Genomic DNA, 16,897 nt, shown 5'->3' with positions numbered 1-16,897 from the left:
CATATTGTGGTCATTTCCGGCCGCGCGCCTTGCATTGGGCGCATGGCACGACGATTTGGAAGGGTTTTTGCGGATGGCGACTGCGGATATTGGCCTGATCGGCCTGGCGGTGATGGGTTCCAACCTGGCGCTCAATATCGCGGAAAAAGGATATACGATCGCCGTTCACAATCGTTCGGCAAGCCGCATCGATGAATTCGTCGCCGAGGCTAAGGCGCAGGGGCTCGACGGCAAGACCATTCCCAAATACGACCTCGCCGATTTCGTGCAGACGGTGAAGGCGCCGCGCTCCATCATCATCATGGTCAAGGCCGGCCAGCCGGTGGACGACATGATCGAGCAATTGCTGCCGCATCTGGAGCCGGGCGACGCCATTATCGAATGCGGCAATTCGCTGTTCACCGATACGCAGCGCCGTTTCGACTATCTCAAGCCCAAGAATATCGGCTATCTCGGCGTCGGCGTGTCCGGCGGCGAGGAGGGCGCCCGCCACGGCCCCTCGATAATGGTTGGCGGCTCCAAGGAGCAATGGCACAATGCGGAGGCCGTGCTGACGGCCATCGCCGCCAAGTTCAACGGCGAGAGCTGCTGCGCCTATCTGGGCGAAGGCGGCGCGGGCCATTTCGTCAAGACCATCCACAACGGCATCGAATATGGCGACATGCAGATGATCGCCGAAGTCTATGGCGTCATGCGCGATGGGCTGGGCATGTCGGCCAAGGAATGTGCCGAAGTGTTCAAGAAATGGAACCAGGGCCCGCTCAATTCCTATCTGATCGAGATTACCGGCCATGTGCTGGATGCCGTTGACGAGCAGAGCGGTAAGCCGCTGGTCGATCTCATCCTCGACAAGGCCGGCCAGAAGGGCACCGGCGTCTGGTCCGCCATCGCCGCCCAGCAGATGGGCGTGCCCGCCACCGCCATCGAAGGCGCCGTCGCCGCCCGCTCGATTTCCTCGCGCAAGGCCGAGCGCGTCGCCGCCGAAGCCATTTACGGCAAGCCGAACCGCGCCAAGACCAATGTGACGCTGGAAGACCTGGAAAAGGCGCTGCTGGCGGGCAAGATCGTTTCCTATGCGCAAGGCTTTGCCGTCATTGCCAAGGCGTCGGCAGAAAATGGCTGGGCGCTGCCGCTGGCCACCATCGCCAAGATCTGGCGCGCCGGCTGCATCATCCGCTCGCGCTTCCTTGACCAGATGAGCTCGGCCTATGCCAAGGGTGAGGCCGTCAATCTGCTGGTGGTGCCCGATTTCGTGGCCATCATGAAGGACAGCCATCCAAGCCTGCGCAAAGTCGTCGCCGCAGCCGCCATCGGCGAATTCCCGATGATCTGCCTTTCGGCGGCATTGAGCTATTTCGATAGCTACCGCCAGGCACAGGGCACGGCGAACCTCATTCAGGGCCAGCGCGACTTCTTCGGCGCGCATGGTTTCGAGATCGAGGGCCGTGGCGGCGATTTGCACGGCACCTGGCCTTCGACGTTGGGCAAATAGGCGAGTCGAACTGAGCAATACAGGCCCCGGAGCGATCCGGGGCTTTGCGTTTCAGGGATGCATCCATGGGGCGGCGATGTTGCGCCCGTGTCGGAAACTCCTTCGATCTATGCAAGGCACGGACCAGTCGGATGAACCGGGTGGTGACGATCGGGGAGAGATTTGGCGGTGAGTTGGGACGGAGCGCTGCGGGTATTTGCCCGGGTGTTTTGTTGCCGCGTGTCTTCCGTTCCATCGCTATTGCCCGGCTTGTCCGGGCAATCCGTGCGGTTTGAGAATTGCCGTCGGCCCGGCTACAGCGCGCGGAACATCACATAAGCATCCACATAGCCGTGGACTGGATGGTTGAAGGCCAGCGGCAGGGTGCCGGCGATGTTGAAGCCCAGCTTCTGCCAGAGCGCCACCGCGCCGTGATTGGTCGAGACCACATGGTTGAACTGCATGGCTCGGAAGCCGCGCTGGCGGGCACGGTCGAGGGAATCGAGGCACATGGCGCGGGCGATGCCTTTGCCGCGCGCCTCGGGGGCGGTCATGTAGCCGCAATTGGCGACGTGGCGCCCGCCGCCGCGCTGGTTGGGCATCAAATAGTAGGTGCCCACGACCTGCCCATCGAGTTCGGCCACGAAGACTTCATGGGCGGGCATCATCCAATAGGCGTGGACGCCGGCATCGTCGAGATCGCGGTCGATGGCATAGGTCTCGCCGGCGGCCAGCACCGGCTTGACGATGGCAAGGAGCGCGGGCCAGTCGGCTTCAGTTGCGGGGCGGATCATTGTCTGGTTCATCTTCCAATGGGGCGATGCGGACCTGGCCGGGCGGTGGCATTTCGGGCGCCTGCGGATTGTCGGCGATGCTGGGGCGCCGGCCCAGTTCGAACCGCCATGCGGTGAAAGCAAAGAGCAGGAGCGCGGCGACGACGCTGGCGCTGGCGGCGATGAAGGGCGCGCCGGGGAAATAGTCGCGGGTGCCGGGCGAGGAGGTGTAATAGGAGAAGATCTGGGTGGCGGCCAGCGGCCCCAGCATGGTGGCGAGGGAACTGGCGGCATTGACCGCGCCCTGCAATTCGCCCTGGCTATTGTCCGGCACCTGACGCGACAGCACGCCATTGATGGCCGGTGGGGCCAGCCCGCTGACCGTGCCGACCATGATGAAGAGATAGAGGTAAAAGACCTCATTGGCGAAGGCGACGCCGGCAAAGGCGGTGATCGCCGCCAATAGACCGATCATGGCGACGGCGGGCTCGCCGAGGCCGCGCGACATCGGGCCGGCCAGCAGGGCCTGGCTGATGGCGAAGCCGAGGCCGAAGGCGCCCAGGGTGCGGCCAATGGTCGATGAGGTGAAGTTGAAGACTTCGACGGTGAAATAGCTGAATACGGTCGGCAAGGCCTGGGCCGAAAGCTGGAAGAAGAACAGCACGCCAAGCAGCCACAACACCGAGGGGTATTTCTTGAGCGCCAGCACCGCGCCCAGCGGATTGGCGCGGCGAATATCGAACTTGCGGCGGCGGGTCTTGGGCAGGCTTTCGGGCAGGACCAGAAGGCCGAAGAGGAAATTGGCGAAGGCGAGGCCCGCTGCGGCGAAGAAGGGCACGCGCGGACCGAACTCGCCCAATTCGCCGCCAATGACCGGGCCGATGATAAAGCCCAGCCCGAAGGCGGCGCCGATGAGGCCGAAACGATGGGTGCGCTTATGTGGCGGGGTGATGTCGGCCATATAGGCGGTGGCGGTGGCCAGCGCGGCCCCGGCAATGCCCGCAACGATGCGGCTGATGAAAATGTACCAGACGAAGGGCGCGATCGCCATCATCAGGTAATCGAAGGTGAGGCCCATGAGCGAGGCCAGCAGCACCGGACGCCGGCCGAAGCGATCCGACAGATTGCCGAGAACCGGCGAAAACACGAATTGCATGACGGCATAAACGAATACCAGATAGCCGCCGATGACCGCCGCTTCCGCCACGCTGCCGCCGGTCAGTTCCTCGAGCAATTCGGGCAGGACCGGCACGATGATGCCAACGCCGATCATGTCGAGCAGAATGGTGATGAGGATGCAGATGAGAGTCAGGCGGGAGCGTGTGGCAGCTTGCATGCGGTTTTGTTGAACCTTTTCTTGTCCCGCTCCGGTGACTTGACCGGCCTGTATTCTACCGAAGCCAAAGTGCCGCTCAAGCCAGTTGGTTGCGCATCAATTGGCTCAAAAACCGCCAGTGCACTTTTCAGTCCGATGCGATCAAACGCTGCAATTGACACGCCCCCGCCCGGCAAAGCAAGGCCGGTCAGGTGCTTGTGCCGGCCTTGTAGTCGTAAATCCAGCCAAGACGCGCCAGATGTGCACGTGGACCCTGGGCGGCCACGACACTGTCCCGCGCCAGGCTCAGGGGCCAGGGCAGGTGGAAGATCCTGCCATTTTGCGCGGAGAGCGCCGCGACCTTGCGCACACGCTGCTGGCGCAATTGCGCATATCGGGTGAAGGCGGCTTCGGCGTTTGTACTTGTCGCCAGCAGCGGCGCCAGAATGGCCGCATCCTCGATGCCCATGGCCGCGCCCTGCGCCTGAAAGGGCACCATGGCGTGGGCGGCGTCGCCGATCAGGGCGATATTGCCTCGATGCCAGGTTGCGGTTTCGACCGTATAAAGCGGCCACGGCGTCCAGTTCTGTCCTGCCGCCGCCACGATGGCCGAGACGCGCGGGCCGGGCTGCGCCGGGCGCGGCTGGTCTTGCGGGGTCGGGGTCTTGCCCGGCATGAACAGGGCCAGGTTGACCTGCTTGCGGTGGGGCAGGGGATAGCAGACCTGATGAAAGCCCGATCCGAAGAATACCGAGACGCGATCGGTGGCGATCTGGCCGGAGACCAGATCGAAGGGCACCAGCGTTCGCCAGGCGATCCGATTGCCGAAACGTGCGTCTGGGCCGTCCAGCACGGCGCGGCGCGTATGGGAATGCACGCCATCGGCACCGATAAAGGCGTCGGCCCGGGTGGTGCGGCTTTGGCCATTGGCCTCGTCCACGGCTAAGGTGATGCCCTTTGCATGGGACACCACATCCCAGTTCCGAACGCCGAAACGAATGTCGATATTGGTGAAACGCCGGCAGGCCTTGTAGAGCAGGTCGGCCAGATCGGCGCGATGCATGACCGAATATGGCGCGCCGAAGCGGCTGCGCATCAGCGGACCCAGTTCCATATGCGCGGAAGGGCCTTGCGCGCCCTGCGGGAAGAGATCGAGCGCCAGTGGTTCGAGTCCTACCCTGTCCAGTGCGTCGCCGAGGTCGAGCTGGTCCAGGCAATGGCGGGCATTGGGGCTGATCTGCAATCCCGCGCCGAATTCCTGGATGTCGGGGCTGCGTTCGAGCATGACGACATTGGCGCCGCGCCGGGCGAGGCCGAGCGCGAGCGTCATGCCGGATATCCCGGCGCCGGCTATGACATAATTGCGGCCCGTGGCGGGCATGGCATCACTCAGGCGGCATGCGCCTCAAAGACGGCAGCGGCGGGATTGGCCTGACCGGCGCCAAGTTCGGGCTTGTAGACATAGAGCGTCGAGCAATAGGAGCAGACCGCTTCATTGTCCTTGCCCATGTCGATGTAGATATGCGGATGATCGAAGGGGGGCAGGGCGCCGACGCACTTGAATTCCTTGGAGCCCACCTCGATGGAACGCAGACCTTGGGTGTTGTGGAAATGCGGGGTCGAGCCGTGGGCCATGGTCGGAACCTAGGAGAATGATTGGAATTGGCGCGACCATAGCCAATGGTCCGAGGCAAGAAAAGGGCAAAGGCACCACCGGCGGAGACGGTTCTGGCGTTTGGCCTTGATTTTGTGCCGCTAAACCGCAAAACCGGGACGATTCAATCGGGACCGTCTCATGCCGCACTTTACCACATCGGGCCTGTCGCTTGCCTATCAGACGCATGGAGAGGGCGCGCCCGTGCTCTGTGTTCATGGCTTTGCCTCCAGCGGCAAGGTAAACTGGATCGATACCGGCTGGGTGGAGACGTTGACCGGCGCGGGCTATCAGGCGATCACGCTCGACAATCGCGGCCATGGGCAATCGGACAAGCCGCACGATCCCGAACTTTATTATCCCAGCCAGATGGCCGACGACGCCATTGCCCTGCTCGATCATCTCGGCATCGGGCGCGCCGCCGTGCTGGGTTATTCGATGGGCGCCAGAATCAGCGCCTTCATGGCGTTTTCCCATCCCGAGCGCGTGGCCGCGGCGATTTTCGGGGGCATGGGCATGAATCTGGTCAACGGGCTGACGGATGGCAATGACATCATTGCCGGGCTGCGCGCGCCGGCCCTCGCCGACCTGACCCATCCCACGGCGCGGCAATTCCGCATCTTTGCCGATCACACCGGATCGGACCGGGAGGCGCTGGCGGCCTGCATGGAAACCTCGCGCCAGCCCATGGCGCGCGCCGATGTGCGCCGCATCGCGGTGCCGGTTCTGGTGGCGGTGGGGGAAGCGGACGACATGGCCGGGCCGCCAGACGTCCTGGCCGAATTGCTGCCGCAGGGTGAAGCTGTACTGATCCCCAGGCGCGACCATATGCGCGCCACCGGCGACAAGGTGTTCAAGCAGGCGGCGCTCGATTTTCTGGGCAGGGTGTTCCCGATTGTGCCACTTTCGTGAACCAATTGCGCCGCTGGCCCTTTGTTTTGTAGAACGGTCTGACTATATCGTCGTTTGTCGATGAAGCGGAGTGCGATGCCATGAATGGTGCTGCCCGAAAGCCTGCCCGGATTCAATCGGTCGACCCGGTATGGGAAGCAGTGAGATCCGGCGCAGCTCAGGTGCTCGACAGCGAGCCGGCGCTGGCCAATCTGGTCCTGTCCAATATTCTCAATCACGATTCCTTCGAGGAGGCGCTGGCCCATCGGCTGGCGGCACGGCTCGATCATGAGGACGTTTCCGCCGACATGATCCGGCAGGCGCTCGCCGAAACGCTCAGGGACAATCCCGATATCGGGCAGGCGGCGCGCGTCGATCTGGCCGCGACCATGGAGCGCGATCCGGCGTGCCACCGCGCCTTCGAACCGCTGCTCTATTTCAAGGGCTATCAGGCTATCCAGACACATCGCTTCGCCCATGCCATGCACAAGGCGGGACGGCGTGACTTCGCGCTTTATCTGCAGAGCCGGTCCAGCCAGGTGTTCCAGGTGGACATCAATCCGGCGGTGGTCATGGGGCGGGGCATAATGCTTGATCACGGAACGGGTCTTGTCATCGGCGAGACGGCGGTTGTCGGGGACAATGTTTCCATGCTCCAGAATGTCACGCTGGGCGGCACCGGCAAGTCCGACCAGGACCGCCATCCCAAGATCGGCAATGGCGTGCTGATCGGGGCGGGGGCCAAGGTGCTCGGCAATATCAAGGTGGGCGATTGCTCGCGCATCGGCGCTGGGTCGGTGGTGCTCAAGGAAGTGCCGCCGCGCACCACGGTGGCGGGCGTGCCCGCCAAGGTCATCGGTGAGGCGGGCTGCGCACAGCCGGCGCTGGTCATGGACCAGATGGTTCTGGTTCACGACGCGAGTTGAGGCGAACGCAAGTGCCGCTGAATGCGTTTTACCCGGAAATGACCCGGCGCGGCACTTGTCAGCGCCGGGGCAGACACTAGATTGCCGGCTCAACGAAATCAGCAGGACAGGGTCCAGTGAACCATCCCGAAATCATCAAGTTGCAGAAATTTTTGCAGCAGAAGTTCAACAACCGCAATATCGACGTGCGCCCGCGCGCCAAGCTCAACGATTCCGTGGAAGTGTTCATCGGCGACGAGTCGATCGGACTGATCCATGTCGACGACGAGGATGGCGACAAGTCCTACATGTTCTCGATGTCCATTCTCGACATCGATCTGGAAGATATGGACTGACGCCTGCCCATCGGGGCAAGGCAGGTATCAAAGTGCGCCGATCTGGCCCAGCCACAGGGCCAGTTCCTGATCGAAATGCCGCCAGGAGTGCAGGGCGTCAGCCCTGAAACTCAGGACCGCCGCCAATCCGCTTTGCAGATGGATGGTGCGCAGGCACAGATCGGGCTCTGCCGGCACGACGGCGGGCGCGCATTTGGCCACGAATGGCACCGGCGAGAGCGGATCGTACCAGACCGTTTCGCCTGAATAGCCATCGCGCGGCAGCAGCGATTTACCCACAAGACCGGCAACGCCGCCCTTCGTACCTTCATCGAATTGATGCAGATAGACCGCGTCGAGCAGGGCACTGCTGGCGCGGGCGCGGCTGCGCGGCAGCAGGGTGACGTCCACCGGATGGGCGGAAACGCCGGGTTCAAGCGCCAGCATGAAGCGCAAATCCACCTGGCTGGCAAAGCCGCCCTTCATCTGCTCGCCAAAACGAAACCAGGCGGCGGGAATGTCGAGTTCCCGTCCGGCGACGGTCTGTTGCACGATATTGCCGTCGCCCAAGGCGGGCCCGGTGACGGTCGCCGATTGGCCGGCGCGGTCAATGAGATAGGCCTGCCCCACCGCCATCAGCAGAACCAGCACCGCTATTCCGGCCAGATTATAGAAAAGCGCACCCGGCCCCTCGGTGGGGCCATCTGTGGATATTGGAGCCGGCATTAACCAGTTTTTCCGCCTGCAGGTGACAGGCGATTAGGCAATCATTAAGATTAACAAAAGGTAAAGAAATCTATCAGGATCGTGCCATGGCAAGGGAACTCGTGCTGGCGGCGTTCATCATGGGCGTGGGGCTGTGCGTTTCGGGGATGGCGACGCATCTCTATCAATGGCTGGCGCGTCAGCCGGCGATGTTGCGCATGGACGGCAGCACCTATCTGGCGAGCCTGGGCCATGTGTTCATGAGCTTTGTCTGCGGCCCCTATATCATGCTGCAATATGGCTGGCGGCATGAGCAGGGCGGCACGATCTCGATGGCCTCGGTCCTGATTTCGGCGCTCGTGGCCTTTGGCTGGGCCTTCATTTCCGGGCTCTTGTTCATGAGCGCCTACGTGTTCATTCGCTTCTAGGCCACCGACAGACCTGAATACAGCAAAGCCGACTTCGCTTGCGCGAGGCCGGCTTTGCTCTTCAGACCCCTATCAGGGATAGGCTTGGGGCGGGGCCCGGAAACTGGTGAGCGCGGTCAAGGCACTCAAAAGCTGCGCTTTGCGGTGATGTCTTAATTCATATTCGCGGCGACGATGGTGACGCGGTCGTCGATCATGTCCACCCACTGGCCGGCATGGGCCTGGGACTGGCGCTTGATGTATTTGTAGGGCGTATCGCTCCACAGCTTGATCGAGCCTTCCTGGTTATCGAGCACCAGGTCGCCGCGATCGGTGCGGGCGATCAGGACGGCGTGGCCATTGCCATTGGCTTCCTTGACCACGGCGATCATCAGCGTGCTGGGATGCCAGCCGGCGGCGATGAGGTCGCGGCGCTTGATGAGCGCGAAATCCTCGCAATCGCCATAGCCGTTCGGATAGGTCCAGAATTCTGCAACTTGATAGAGATCCTGGTCGGTGATCGGCACAATCGCCTGATTGTAATAGGTATTGACCGAGACGAGCTGCTGCCAATTGGCGTCGGTCAGCGTGGTGGCGGGCACGACCTGATCATAGGCGCGGCATTCGGACGGCCTTGTCTGGCAGAATTCCAGATGACCCACGGGAATGGAGGTGGCGCCGGCGGCGGTCTGGACGAAAGCGACATTGGTGAAGTCGATAGCGGCGACGGGATTGGCCAGCGCGATCAACGCGATGATCAGCCCTGCCAGCATTCCCTTCTTGTTCAAAGCCATGATGTAGTCTCCCTGATGGAGACCACGTTAGGGGGCGCGGCTTAGGCCGATCCGAAAAGTGCAACGCAGTTTTTATGCGTGTTTTATCGATGCCGGCAGGCTTTGATTTACCATGGTGGTTGGGAGTGCCGGGTGTGGGGAGGCATGGTCCACCGGGACAGGTCCGGTGGTGACAATGGAGAGGATGCGTTGCCAGGTGGCAACGGCGAGGGTGCGAATGATCCGATGCTTCAGTTCACGCGCAGGTTTTGCTGCACGACATTCATCATTTCCTGAGCGGCGGCGAATTCGACGGCGACGCCATTCTGGAAGTGACGAACGACACGGGCGCGCATGCGCCCGAGGGTGATCGGCGTGCCCATGGCAGGGCGGACGTCCAGCTCGATGGCGGCGCCGGAGAGCGAGATGTCGATGATCTTGCAATTATAGCGCCGCCCATCGTCGAGTACGACGGTGGAATGGCGAATATCGGGGACGACGCGCTCGTGACGGCGGTCCTCGGGCAAATTCAGTAGATCCTTGTTGGCGAGCCAGGTCAGCTGCGCCGCCATCTTGTCGCGCTTGCGCGGGGAGGCGGCAATGTCCATGACGAAGCCGCCATCGACCTGATGCAGGATCGTGCCTTCGATGCGCCCGATATGGTCGAGATAGGCGATGATCCGCTCGCCGACGATGCCGGCGACCGGGGCGATCACCACGGCGTCGCCCGGCGACATGGACAGAACCTGGCAGGGGAATTCCCGGCGATCGGCCAGCATGTAGCGGCCAAGAATCGAAACGCGAACGCGCTGAAAACGTTGCTCGGCACGGTCCAGACCGTCGGCAATTGCCGGTCGCGGCGCTGAAATATCGTCACTGAGCATTGGCCAACCCGTTCCTCGCATTCGGGGGAATCCACAGGAAGGTAGCTGCTCTTGGTTAACGCTTGATGAGATTTGATCGGGCGATTAGCGGCAAAGGCCGCATTCAGTTATTGCGTCCGCCATCGATGACCGCCAGATGGGCATAGCGGCGGGCGCTGCGGCCATAGACCGTCGTCGGCAGGCCCGTAGTGGGGCCGGTGGCGAACTGCACGTCGTTGACGACGCTGGACATGACTTCGCGCACATTGTCGCCGGCCGAGATTTCATCGGGCCAGATCAGCCGCAGGCCGGTAATGCGCTGTTCGAGCACCGGCTGGACGCCAAGCCAATAGGGCTCTTCCTGCGCCGTCATCGCGCCGAGAATGCGCGTATGGGTGGAGCCGTTGTGGCGCAGCGGCATGAGGATGGTCTCGAAATTCACCTTGGTCTGGAGCGCGGTCGAGCCCTGAAAGGTGACCAAAGCCACGGCGTGATCCTCGGTGACGGCGCGGATCAGGGTATCCATCGCGTCGCTGTCGCGGTCATGCCAGAGGGCGGAGAAGGAGCGCCCCTTCAGTTCGCGGCAATAGGACGTGCAGAGATGGGAGCCGGCGAGGCGGAACGAGAACTTGTCGTTGTCGTCCAGTTCGAGGATGAAGGTGTTGGCCAGCGCCTCGCGAATGCGGGTCGGGTCGATGTCGCGCCGATCAGGGGCGCTACGCGAGCCGCGAATCGTGTTCCAATAGGTATAGAGCGACGTGGTGCTCGGCATCTGCATGTTCAGGAACCCGGTCTTGATGGCCTCGGAAGACCTCCCCCTTGAGGTCCGCCCGCAACACGCAGACAATCGCAAAATGCCGCCGCAAATGCCCGCTTAAAGAAGAGTTAAGGTTAACGCCTGCGGCCGGATGTGGAAAAGTTAACGCGGGAGCAGGCGGCGCCGCTGTTTCAGGACGTGAAGATGAATGAACAAGGTCAAGAGCCCGCCGCGCCGGGCTCGCCGGTGAGGGAACCGGTCTTTCTGCTTCCGGGCGCGGTTAGCATCCTCGCGGGATTGCTCGTCGCCATTCATCTTGCGTCAACCCTGGTTCTTAACGCCGATGGGCAGAACCAGCTCGTGTTCTGGTTCGCCTTCCAGCCCTATCGAATCGTACTGATGGGCGCCGATCCCAGTTTCGGCATACCGCTGCTGTGGACGCCCTTCAGCCATGCGCTGCTGCATGCGAGCTGGGAGCATGTGCTGTTCAACACCGCCTGGCTGGTGATCTTCGCTACTCCGGTGACGCGCCGTTACGGGGCAGGGCCGATGCTGGCGCTGTTCCTGGTCTCGGCGGCGGCGGGCGCGGCGTTTTTCGCTGCCACCACGCTTCATAGCGGCATCTATCTGATCGGTGCATCGGGCGGGGTAGCTGGCCTCACCGGGGCTGCCATTCGCTTCATGTTCCAGCCAGTCGTAGTGGGGCGGCATCCCGAAACGGGCGAGAGGATCGTGCTCGGGCGGCGGCTCGCCAGTATCGGCGCGGTGTTCGCCAATCCACCGTCGCGCTATTTCACGCTGGTCTGGCTGGTGCTGAACGCAGCCGTGCCGCTGGTGCCGATGCTGACCGGCGCCTCGCTGGAAGTGGCCTGGCAGGCCCATCTCGGCGGTTTTCTCGCCGGATTCCTGCTCGTGGGAGTGTTCGAGCGCGACACCAAGCCCGGTCGCTGAGCGGCAGGCTTTGGGAATCAGCCGCCGTAGACGGTTTTGGGGTCGAACAGTTTCGGCAGGCCCCGATCTTCGAGGGCCGCCGACCCATCGGTCAGCGCAACGCGGCGGTAGAAGCAGGTCTTGCGGCCGGTGTGGCAGGCAGCGCCGCGGCCGGTCTGGCGTACGATCATGACCAGACAATCCTGGTCGCAATCGGTGCGTAGCTCGACCACTTCCTGCAATTCGCCCGAGGTCTCGCCTTTTTTCCAGAGCGAATTGCGCGAGCGCGACCAATAATGGGCGATGCCGGTTTCCAGCGTCAGCGACAGGGCGGTTTCATTCATGTAGGCGACCATGAGCACGTCGCCGGTGCCGTCTTCGGTGGTGACGACGGTGATCAGACCCTGCGCGTCGAAACGGGGCGCGAAGATTGGGCCTTCCTCCAGCGCCTCGTGATCGAGCGATGCGGAATCGGTAAAGGCAATCATGATGCACCGGCTGCTGGTTTTGCTTTTCTGGCTGTAGCGCGCTTCAGATGCGAATGCCAGATCGATGCAGGTCGCGCCTCCCAGAGCGCGTCGCGATCTTCGGATTCGCGCTCTGCGTCTCAGCCCCTTGTTTTGGCGCAGGTCTTTATCCCGAAAACGGAGCCACTTTCGGGAGACGCGCTCTAGCGACGCGCGACCATGGCGAAGAAGCGATCCTGCTCGACGCGATCTTCGGCGAAGACGCCGGTGAAGCGGTGGGTGACGGTCTTGACGTCATGCGCCTTCACGCCGCGCATGGTCATGCACATATGTTCGGCTTCGAGCATGACGGCGGCCCCGCGCGGCCCCAGATTTTCATTGATGGCGTCGATGATCTGCGCGGTCATGGTTTCCTGCGTCTGCAGGCGGCGGGCGAAGACATCCACGAGGCGGGCAAGCTTGGAGAGGCCGACAACGCCGTCATGGGGCAGATAGGCGATATGCGCCTTGCCGTAGAAGGGCACCATATGGTGCTCGCAATGGGCATAAAATGGAATGTCGCGGACCAGAACCAGGTCGTCGTAGCCGCCGACATCCTTGAAGGTCTTGGAGAGCACTTCGGCGGCGTCCTGCTCGTAACCGGCGAAAAGCTCGCCATAGGCCTTGGCGACGCGGGCCGGGGTTTCCAAGAGGCCCTCACGGTTCGGGTCGTCACCGGCCCAGGCGATAAGGGTGCGTACCGCAGCTTCGGCCTCTTCCCGGCTGGGGCGCGACAGCGAAATGCCGGAGGCGGGCGCCGGAAACGGCAGCTTGACGGGAACGTCCATGGGGTCGTGCTCCTTGCATTGCGATAGTTGTTCATAACGCCGCAAAGGGCGCGTCGGATCATGTCAGCAGCAGATTGTCCTGACAGCCCGCTGGAGAGCTCCTATATAGAAGCGGAACGGGACCGGAACAAGAAACAGAATTGTCGGGATCATGGAGCTAAGCGATCTCTATTCCGAAAAGATCCTCGATCTGGCGGGGAATGCGCGCCAACCGGGGCGACTGGCGGATGCCGATGTGTCGGCGCGCAAGGTCAGCCGGGTTTGCGGCTCGGTGATCGAAGTCGATCTCCAGCTGCGCGACGGGGTGATCATCGGCTATGGGCACGAGATTTCCGCCTGCGCGCTGGGCCAGACCTCGGCGGCCATTGTGGCGCGGGAAATTCTGGGCACGCCGGCAAGCGAGTTTCTTGCCGTGCGCGAGGCCATGTACGCCATGCTCAAGCAAGGCGGCAGGCCGCCCGGTGGCAAGTGGGACGATCTCAAATATCTGGAGCCGGTTCGCGATTATCCGGCGCGCCATGCTTCGACGCTGCTGGTCTTCGACGCGGTGGCGGCGGCTTTGGAAAAACGCGAATCATCCCAGCAGGTTGTGGCGCAAGGCTGATGGATCGATTCATGGCGCAGTTCTGGCGGGTGCTGGATTTTCCGTTCAAGCTCGCTGCCGTTTTTCTGATCACGGTCTATCGCTACACGCTCTCCGCTTTTATGGGGCGGACCTGCCGGCACCTGCCGACCTGTTCGGAATATACGCGGGACGCCATCTGGCAATTTGGCTTCTGGCCCGGCGGCTGGATGGGGTTGGCCCGGTTCTGGCGCTGTCGCCCCGGCGGTACACATGGCTATGACCCGGTACCGGAAAGCGTGCCTGAACCGGGGCGGTGGTATTTGCCGTGGCGCTATGGGCGGTGGAAATAGCGCTTTCGTGAGAGGCGTCGGCATTTCAATGACACGTCATGGCCCGGCTCGTCCGGGCGATCCATTTCACCGCCATCATGGATCGCCGGGACAGGCCCGGCGATGACGATGGTTGAAAGCTGCGGCGATCTTGGTCTGCCAGCGTAGGCCTGAGGGCTGGCAGGATATGGAAATCGTGCTATTCAGGCCGCCTTGCCGCGATTTCCGCGGCGGCAAACTTATTTCTGGAGACCTAAAATGTCGATCAAGGTGACGTTCCCCGATGGTGCAGTTCGCGACTTTCCGCGCGGCACCACCGGCACCACCGTGGTCGAGGGCATCTCCAAGTCGCTGGCCAAGAAGACCGTTGCCATGAAGTGGAACGGCGTATTGTCCGACCTGGCGGACGCGCTGGACGCCGATGGCCGAATAGAATTCGTGACGCGCGATAGCGGCTCGAAAGAGGCGCTGGAGCTGATCCGGCACGACGCAGCTCACGTTCTGGCCGAGGCGGTGCAGGAACTCTGGCCCGATACGCAGGTAACGATCGGGCCGGTGATCGAAAACGGGTTCTATTACGACTTTTATCGTCCGGCGGGCCCGTTCACGGAAGAAGAACTGCGCGTCATTGAAAAGAAGATGGCCGAGATCGTCGAGCGTGGCGCGGCCTTTACCAAGGAAGTATGGACGCGCGACCAGGCCAAGGACTTCTTCCGCACCAGGGGCGAAGACTTCAAGGTGGAACTGGTGGACGCCATTCCCGCCGACCAATCGCTGAAAATGTATAAGCAAGGCCAGTGGATCGACCTCTGCCGCGGGCCGCATATGCGCTCGGTGAAGGATGTCGGGCAGGCCTTCAAGCTGACCAAGGTGGCAGGCGCCTATTGGCGGGGCGACAGCAATCGCGAAGTGCTGAGCCGCATCTATGGGACTGCCTTTGCAACGCGCGAGGAACTGGACGCCTATCTCACCATGGTGGAAGAGGCGGAAAAGCGCGATCACCGCCGCATTGGCCGCGATCTCGACCTGTTCCATTTCCAGGAGGAAGCGCAGGGGTCGGTGTTCTGGCACCCGCGCGGCTTTACCATCTACAACCAGATGGAAGCCTATATCCGCCGCCGCCTCGATGCCTCGGGTTATGTCGAGGTCAAGACGCCCCAGTTGATGCATGCCAAGTTCTGGGAACAGTCGGGCCATTGGGGCAAATACCGCGAAAACATGTTCGTGGTGCCCGACCAGGTGCCCAATACCGAGGACGACAAGCCGGTTTTCGAGGATGTGGGCGACCTGTTGGCGCTCAAGCCCATGAACTGCCCGGCGCATGTGCAGATCTTCAACCAGGGCATCAAGTCTTACCGCGATCTGCCTCTGCGCATGGCGGAATTCGGTTGCTGCCATCGTAATGAGGCGCATGGCGCGCTGCATGGCCTGATGCGCGTGCGGCAGATGACGCAGGACGACGCGCATATTTTCTGCCGCGAGGACCAGATCCAGTCCGAAACCGAGCATTTCGTGCATCTGCTCTATTCGGTCTACGGTCATATGGGCTTCGACAATGTCGTCATCAAACTGGCGACGCGGCCGGAAAAGTTTGGCGGCACCATCGAGCGCTGGGATGCGGCGGAAAAGGCGCTGGGCGATGCGTTGCGCGCCACGGGCTATGATTTCGAGATCGCCGAAGGCGAAGGGGCATTCTATGCGCCCAAGCTCGAATTCCATCTGAAGGACGCTATCGGGCGCTCCTGGCAGGTGGGCACATTGCAGCTCGATTATGTGCTGCCCGAGCGGCTGGACGCCACCTATGTGGCCGAGGACGGCAGCCGGCAATATGCGGTCATGCTGCACCGGGCGATCCTGGGGTCACTGGAACGCTTCATCGGCATCCTGATCGAGAACTATGCCGGCAAGATGCCGATGTGGCTCGCCCCGACCCAGGTGGTGGTGGCGACCATCGTTTCGGAAGCCGATGATTACGCCGAAAAGCTGGTCAGGCAATTGCGCGCGGCTGGTATCCGGGCCGAAATCGACACGCGCAACGAAAAGATCAATTACAAGGTGCGCGAGCATTCGGTGCAGAAGGTGCCTCTGATGTTCGTGGTGGGGCGGCGCGAGGCCGAAGAAGGCAATGTGTCGGTGCGCCGGCTCGGTGCTGAAGGCCAGCAGGTGCGCCCGTTCATGGACGCTTTGGTGGACCTGATGGCCGAGGCCAACCCGCCGGACCTCAAGGAAAAAGCCGAAAAGGCAGCCTGATGCCGCAGCGTCCGTCGAACCGCGAAATGAAGGCGCTCTACCATCTGGGCGAGGACAAGATCCTCGGCCCGGATGACTTCAAGGATATTGGCGAAAAGACCTTTGCCGGCATGCTGAAGAAGAAATGGGTGGAAGAGGTGGAGCCGGGGAAATTCCGGACCACCGAAAAGGGCCGCGTCATCCACGACGAGGAAGTCTATTTCACCGGGCGGTGGAAGCGCTGAGCAGGAAAGGAGCGGAGGAAAAATGGCTGACCCCATCTTTGTCACCCGCTCCATTTCCATCGATCCGGCTGAGGTCGAAGAGACATTCGTGCGCGGCTCGGGGCCGGGCGGCCAGAATGTCAACAAGGTGGCCAGCGCGGTGCAATTGCGCTTTGACCTGGTCAATTCCTCCAGCCTGTCGGAGCCGGTGAAGCGGCGCGTGGCGGCGCTGGCAGGTAGCCGGCTGACCAAGGACGGGGTGATCGTCATCATCTCCAATTCCCACCGCGATCAGCCCCTCAACCGGGCCGAAGCGTTGGCGCGGCTGGTGGCGCTGATCCGCGAGGGGGCCTATCCACCCAAGCCGCGCATCGCGACGCGTCCCACGCTGGCATCGAAAAAGCGCCGGCTGGAGGGCAAGTCGAAGCGGTCCGAAATCAAGCAGATGCGCGGGCGTCCGGACGAAGATTAGTCGGG

The 16,897-nt window shown here is 62.3% G+C and carries 21 protein-coding genes; 11 read left to right on the top strand and 10 right to left on the bottom strand.

Annotated features, from left to right (window positions below):
* Positions 1 to 73 precede the first annotated feature (73 nt).
* Positions 74 to 1,492, top strand: coding sequence for an NADP-dependent phosphogluconate dehydrogenase (gndA, locus tag H0482_RS02985; RefSeq protein WP_193728520.1), 1,419 nt, complete (start codon positions 74 to 76; stop codon positions 1,490 to 1,492).
* A 293-nt stretch (positions 1,493 to 1,785) separates the two neighbouring features.
* On the opposite strand, the gene H0482_RS02980 is transcribed toward gndA, so the two are convergent.
* From H0482_RS02980 to H0482_RS02965, 4 genes are all read right to left on the bottom strand, one after another.
* Positions 1,786 to 2,265 carry a GNAT family N-acetyltransferase gene (locus H0482_RS02980; RefSeq protein ID WP_193728519.1) on the bottom strand — a complete coding sequence of 160 codons (480 nt, stop codon included), beginning with the start codon at positions 2,263 to 2,265 and terminating at the stop codon, positions 1,786 to 1,788.
* Entirely contained in the window at positions 2,246 to 3,580 is a 1,335-nt protein-coding gene (locus H0482_RS02975) for a TCR/Tet family MFS transporter (RefSeq protein ID WP_193728518.1), read from the bottom strand. Before H0482_RS02975 ends, H0482_RS02980 begins: the two co-directional genes overlap by 20 nt.
* Before the next feature lie 187 nt (positions 3,581 to 3,767).
* Positions 3,768 to 4,940 carry an FAD-dependent monooxygenase gene (locus H0482_RS02970; RefSeq protein ID WP_269144653.1) on the bottom strand — a complete coding sequence of 391 codons (1,173 nt, stop codon included), beginning with the start codon at positions 4,938 to 4,940 and terminating at the stop codon, positions 3,768 to 3,770.
* An 8-nt stretch (positions 4,941 to 4,948) separates the two neighbouring features.
* Positions 4,949 to 5,194, bottom strand: coding sequence for a zinc-finger domain-containing protein (locus H0482_RS02965; RefSeq protein ID WP_193728516.1), 246 nt, complete (start codon positions 5,192 to 5,194; stop codon positions 4,949 to 4,951).
* A 160-nt stretch (positions 5,195 to 5,354) separates the two neighbouring features.
* On the opposite strand from H0482_RS02965, the gene H0482_RS02960 reads away from it, so the two are divergent.
* The 3 genes from H0482_RS02960 (at position 5,355) to H0482_RS02950 (ending at position 7,365) form a co-directional block, all read left to right on the top strand.
* Positions 5,355 to 6,125, top strand: coding sequence for an alpha/beta fold hydrolase (locus H0482_RS02960; RefSeq protein ID WP_193728515.1), 771 nt, complete (start codon positions 5,355 to 5,357; stop codon positions 6,123 to 6,125).
* 80 nt (positions 6,126 to 6,205) lie between these two features.
* A complete protein-coding gene (gene cysE / locus H0482_RS02955; RefSeq protein ID WP_193728514.1) occupies positions 6,206 to 7,030 on the top strand; it encodes a serine O-acetyltransferase in 825 nt (274 codons plus the stop codon).
* A gap of 116 nt (positions 7,031 to 7,146) precedes the next feature.
* On the top strand, positions 7,147 to 7,365 hold the full coding sequence (locus tag H0482_RS02950; protein ID WP_193728513.1) for a DUF3126 family protein: 219 nt from the start codon (positions 7,147 to 7,149) through the stop codon (positions 7,363 to 7,365).
* 27 nt (positions 7,366 to 7,392) lie between these two features.
* Here H0482_RS02950 and H0482_RS02945 read toward each other — a convergent pair whose 3' ends face one another.
* The gene (locus H0482_RS02945; RefSeq protein WP_193728512.1) at positions 7,393 to 8,070 is read right to left on the bottom strand and encodes a hypothetical protein; all 678 of its coding nucleotides are present in this window, start codon (positions 8,068 to 8,070) and stop codon (positions 7,393 to 7,395) included.
* A gap of 86 nt (positions 8,071 to 8,156) precedes the next feature.
* On the opposite strand from H0482_RS02945, the gene H0482_RS02940 reads away from it, so the two are divergent.
* Positions 8,157 to 8,477, top strand: coding sequence for a DUF6949 family protein (locus tag H0482_RS02940; protein ID WP_193728511.1), 321 nt, complete (start codon positions 8,157 to 8,159; stop codon positions 8,475 to 8,477).
* Between the two features lie 152 nt (positions 8,478 to 8,629).
* Here H0482_RS02940 and H0482_RS02935 read toward each other — a convergent pair whose 3' ends face one another.
* The 3 genes from H0482_RS02935 to H0482_RS02925 all read right to left on the bottom strand — a co-directional run bounded on the left by H0482_RS02935 (position 8,630) and on the right by H0482_RS02925 (position 10,870).
* The gene (locus H0482_RS02935) at positions 8,630 to 9,250 is read right to left on the bottom strand and encodes a transglutaminase-like cysteine peptidase (RefSeq protein WP_193728510.1); all 621 of its coding nucleotides are present in this window, start codon (positions 9,248 to 9,250) and stop codon (positions 8,630 to 8,632) included.
* Between the two features lie 230 nt (positions 9,251 to 9,480).
* The gene (locus H0482_RS02930) at positions 9,481 to 10,113 is read right to left on the bottom strand and encodes a PilZ domain-containing protein (protein ID WP_193728509.1); all 633 of its coding nucleotides are present in this window, start codon (positions 10,111 to 10,113) and stop codon (positions 9,481 to 9,483) included.
* Between the two features lie 103 nt (positions 10,114 to 10,216).
* A complete protein-coding gene (locus H0482_RS02925) occupies positions 10,217 to 10,870 on the bottom strand; it encodes a PAS domain-containing protein (protein WP_193728508.1) in 654 nt (217 codons plus the stop codon).
* A gap of 183 nt (positions 10,871 to 11,053) precedes the next feature.
* Here H0482_RS02925 and H0482_RS02920 point away from each other — a divergent pair, with 183 nt between their 5' ends.
* Positions 11,054 to 11,800 (top strand): rhomboid family intramembrane serine protease, encoded by a 747-nt coding sequence (locus H0482_RS02920; protein WP_193728507.1) that lies wholly within the window; start codon positions 11,054 to 11,056, stop codon positions 11,798 to 11,800.
* 17 nt (positions 11,801 to 11,817) lie between these two features.
* On the opposite strand, the gene hisI is transcribed toward H0482_RS02920, so the two are convergent.
* Together hisI and folE are read right to left on the bottom strand one after the other, a co-directional pair.
* Positions 11,818 to 12,267: a phosphoribosyl-AMP cyclohydrolase gene (gene hisI, locus H0482_RS02915; protein ID WP_193728506.1), complete on the bottom strand. Its 450-nt coding sequence runs from the start codon at positions 12,265 to 12,267 to the stop codon at positions 11,818 to 11,820.
* A 182-nt stretch (positions 12,268 to 12,449) separates the two neighbouring features.
* Entirely contained in the window at positions 12,450 to 13,073 is a 624-nt protein-coding gene (folE, locus tag H0482_RS02910; RefSeq protein ID WP_193728505.1) for a GTP cyclohydrolase I FolE, read from the bottom strand.
* A gap of 151 nt (positions 13,074 to 13,224) precedes the next feature.
* Here folE and H0482_RS02905 point away from each other — a divergent pair, with 151 nt between their 5' ends.
* From H0482_RS02905 to arfB, 5 genes are all read left to right on the top strand, one after another.
* A complete protein-coding gene (locus tag H0482_RS02905; RefSeq protein ID WP_193728504.1) occupies positions 13,225 to 13,677 on the top strand; it encodes an iron-sulfur cluster assembly scaffold protein in 453 nt (150 codons plus the stop codon).
* Positions 13,678 to 13,688: 11 nt separating this feature from the next.
* Positions 13,689 to 13,988 carry a membrane protein insertion efficiency factor YidD gene (gene yidD / locus H0482_RS02900; protein ID WP_193728503.1) on the top strand — a complete coding sequence of 100 codons (300 nt, stop codon included), beginning with the start codon at positions 13,689 to 13,691 and terminating at the stop codon, positions 13,986 to 13,988.
* A gap of 237 nt (positions 13,989 to 14,225) precedes the next feature.
* Positions 14,226 to 16,217, top strand: coding sequence for a threonine--tRNA ligase (gene thrS, locus H0482_RS02895; protein ID WP_193728502.1), 1,992 nt, complete (start codon positions 14,226 to 14,228; stop codon positions 16,215 to 16,217).
* Complete coding sequence (locus H0482_RS02890) at positions 16,217 to 16,441, top strand: hypothetical protein (protein WP_126150163.1); 225 nt, start codon at positions 16,217 to 16,219, stop codon at positions 16,439 to 16,441. Before thrS ends, H0482_RS02890 begins: the two co-directional genes overlap by 1 nt.
* Positions 16,442 to 16,463: 22 nt before the next feature.
* Positions 16,464 to 16,892: an alternative ribosome rescue aminoacyl-tRNA hydrolase ArfB gene (gene arfB, locus H0482_RS02885; RefSeq protein WP_193728501.1), complete on the top strand. Its 429-nt coding sequence runs from the start codon at positions 16,464 to 16,466 to the stop codon at positions 16,890 to 16,892.
* Positions 16,893 to 16,897: the final 5 nt, after the last annotated feature.

The organism is Devosia faecipullorum (genome assembly GCF_015158295.1).
GTDB classification, from domain to species: domain Bacteria; phylum Pseudomonadota; class Alphaproteobacteria; order Rhizobiales; family Devosiaceae; genus Devosia; species Devosia faecipullorum.
This window is presented reverse-complemented; position numbering and strand designations above follow the sequence as displayed.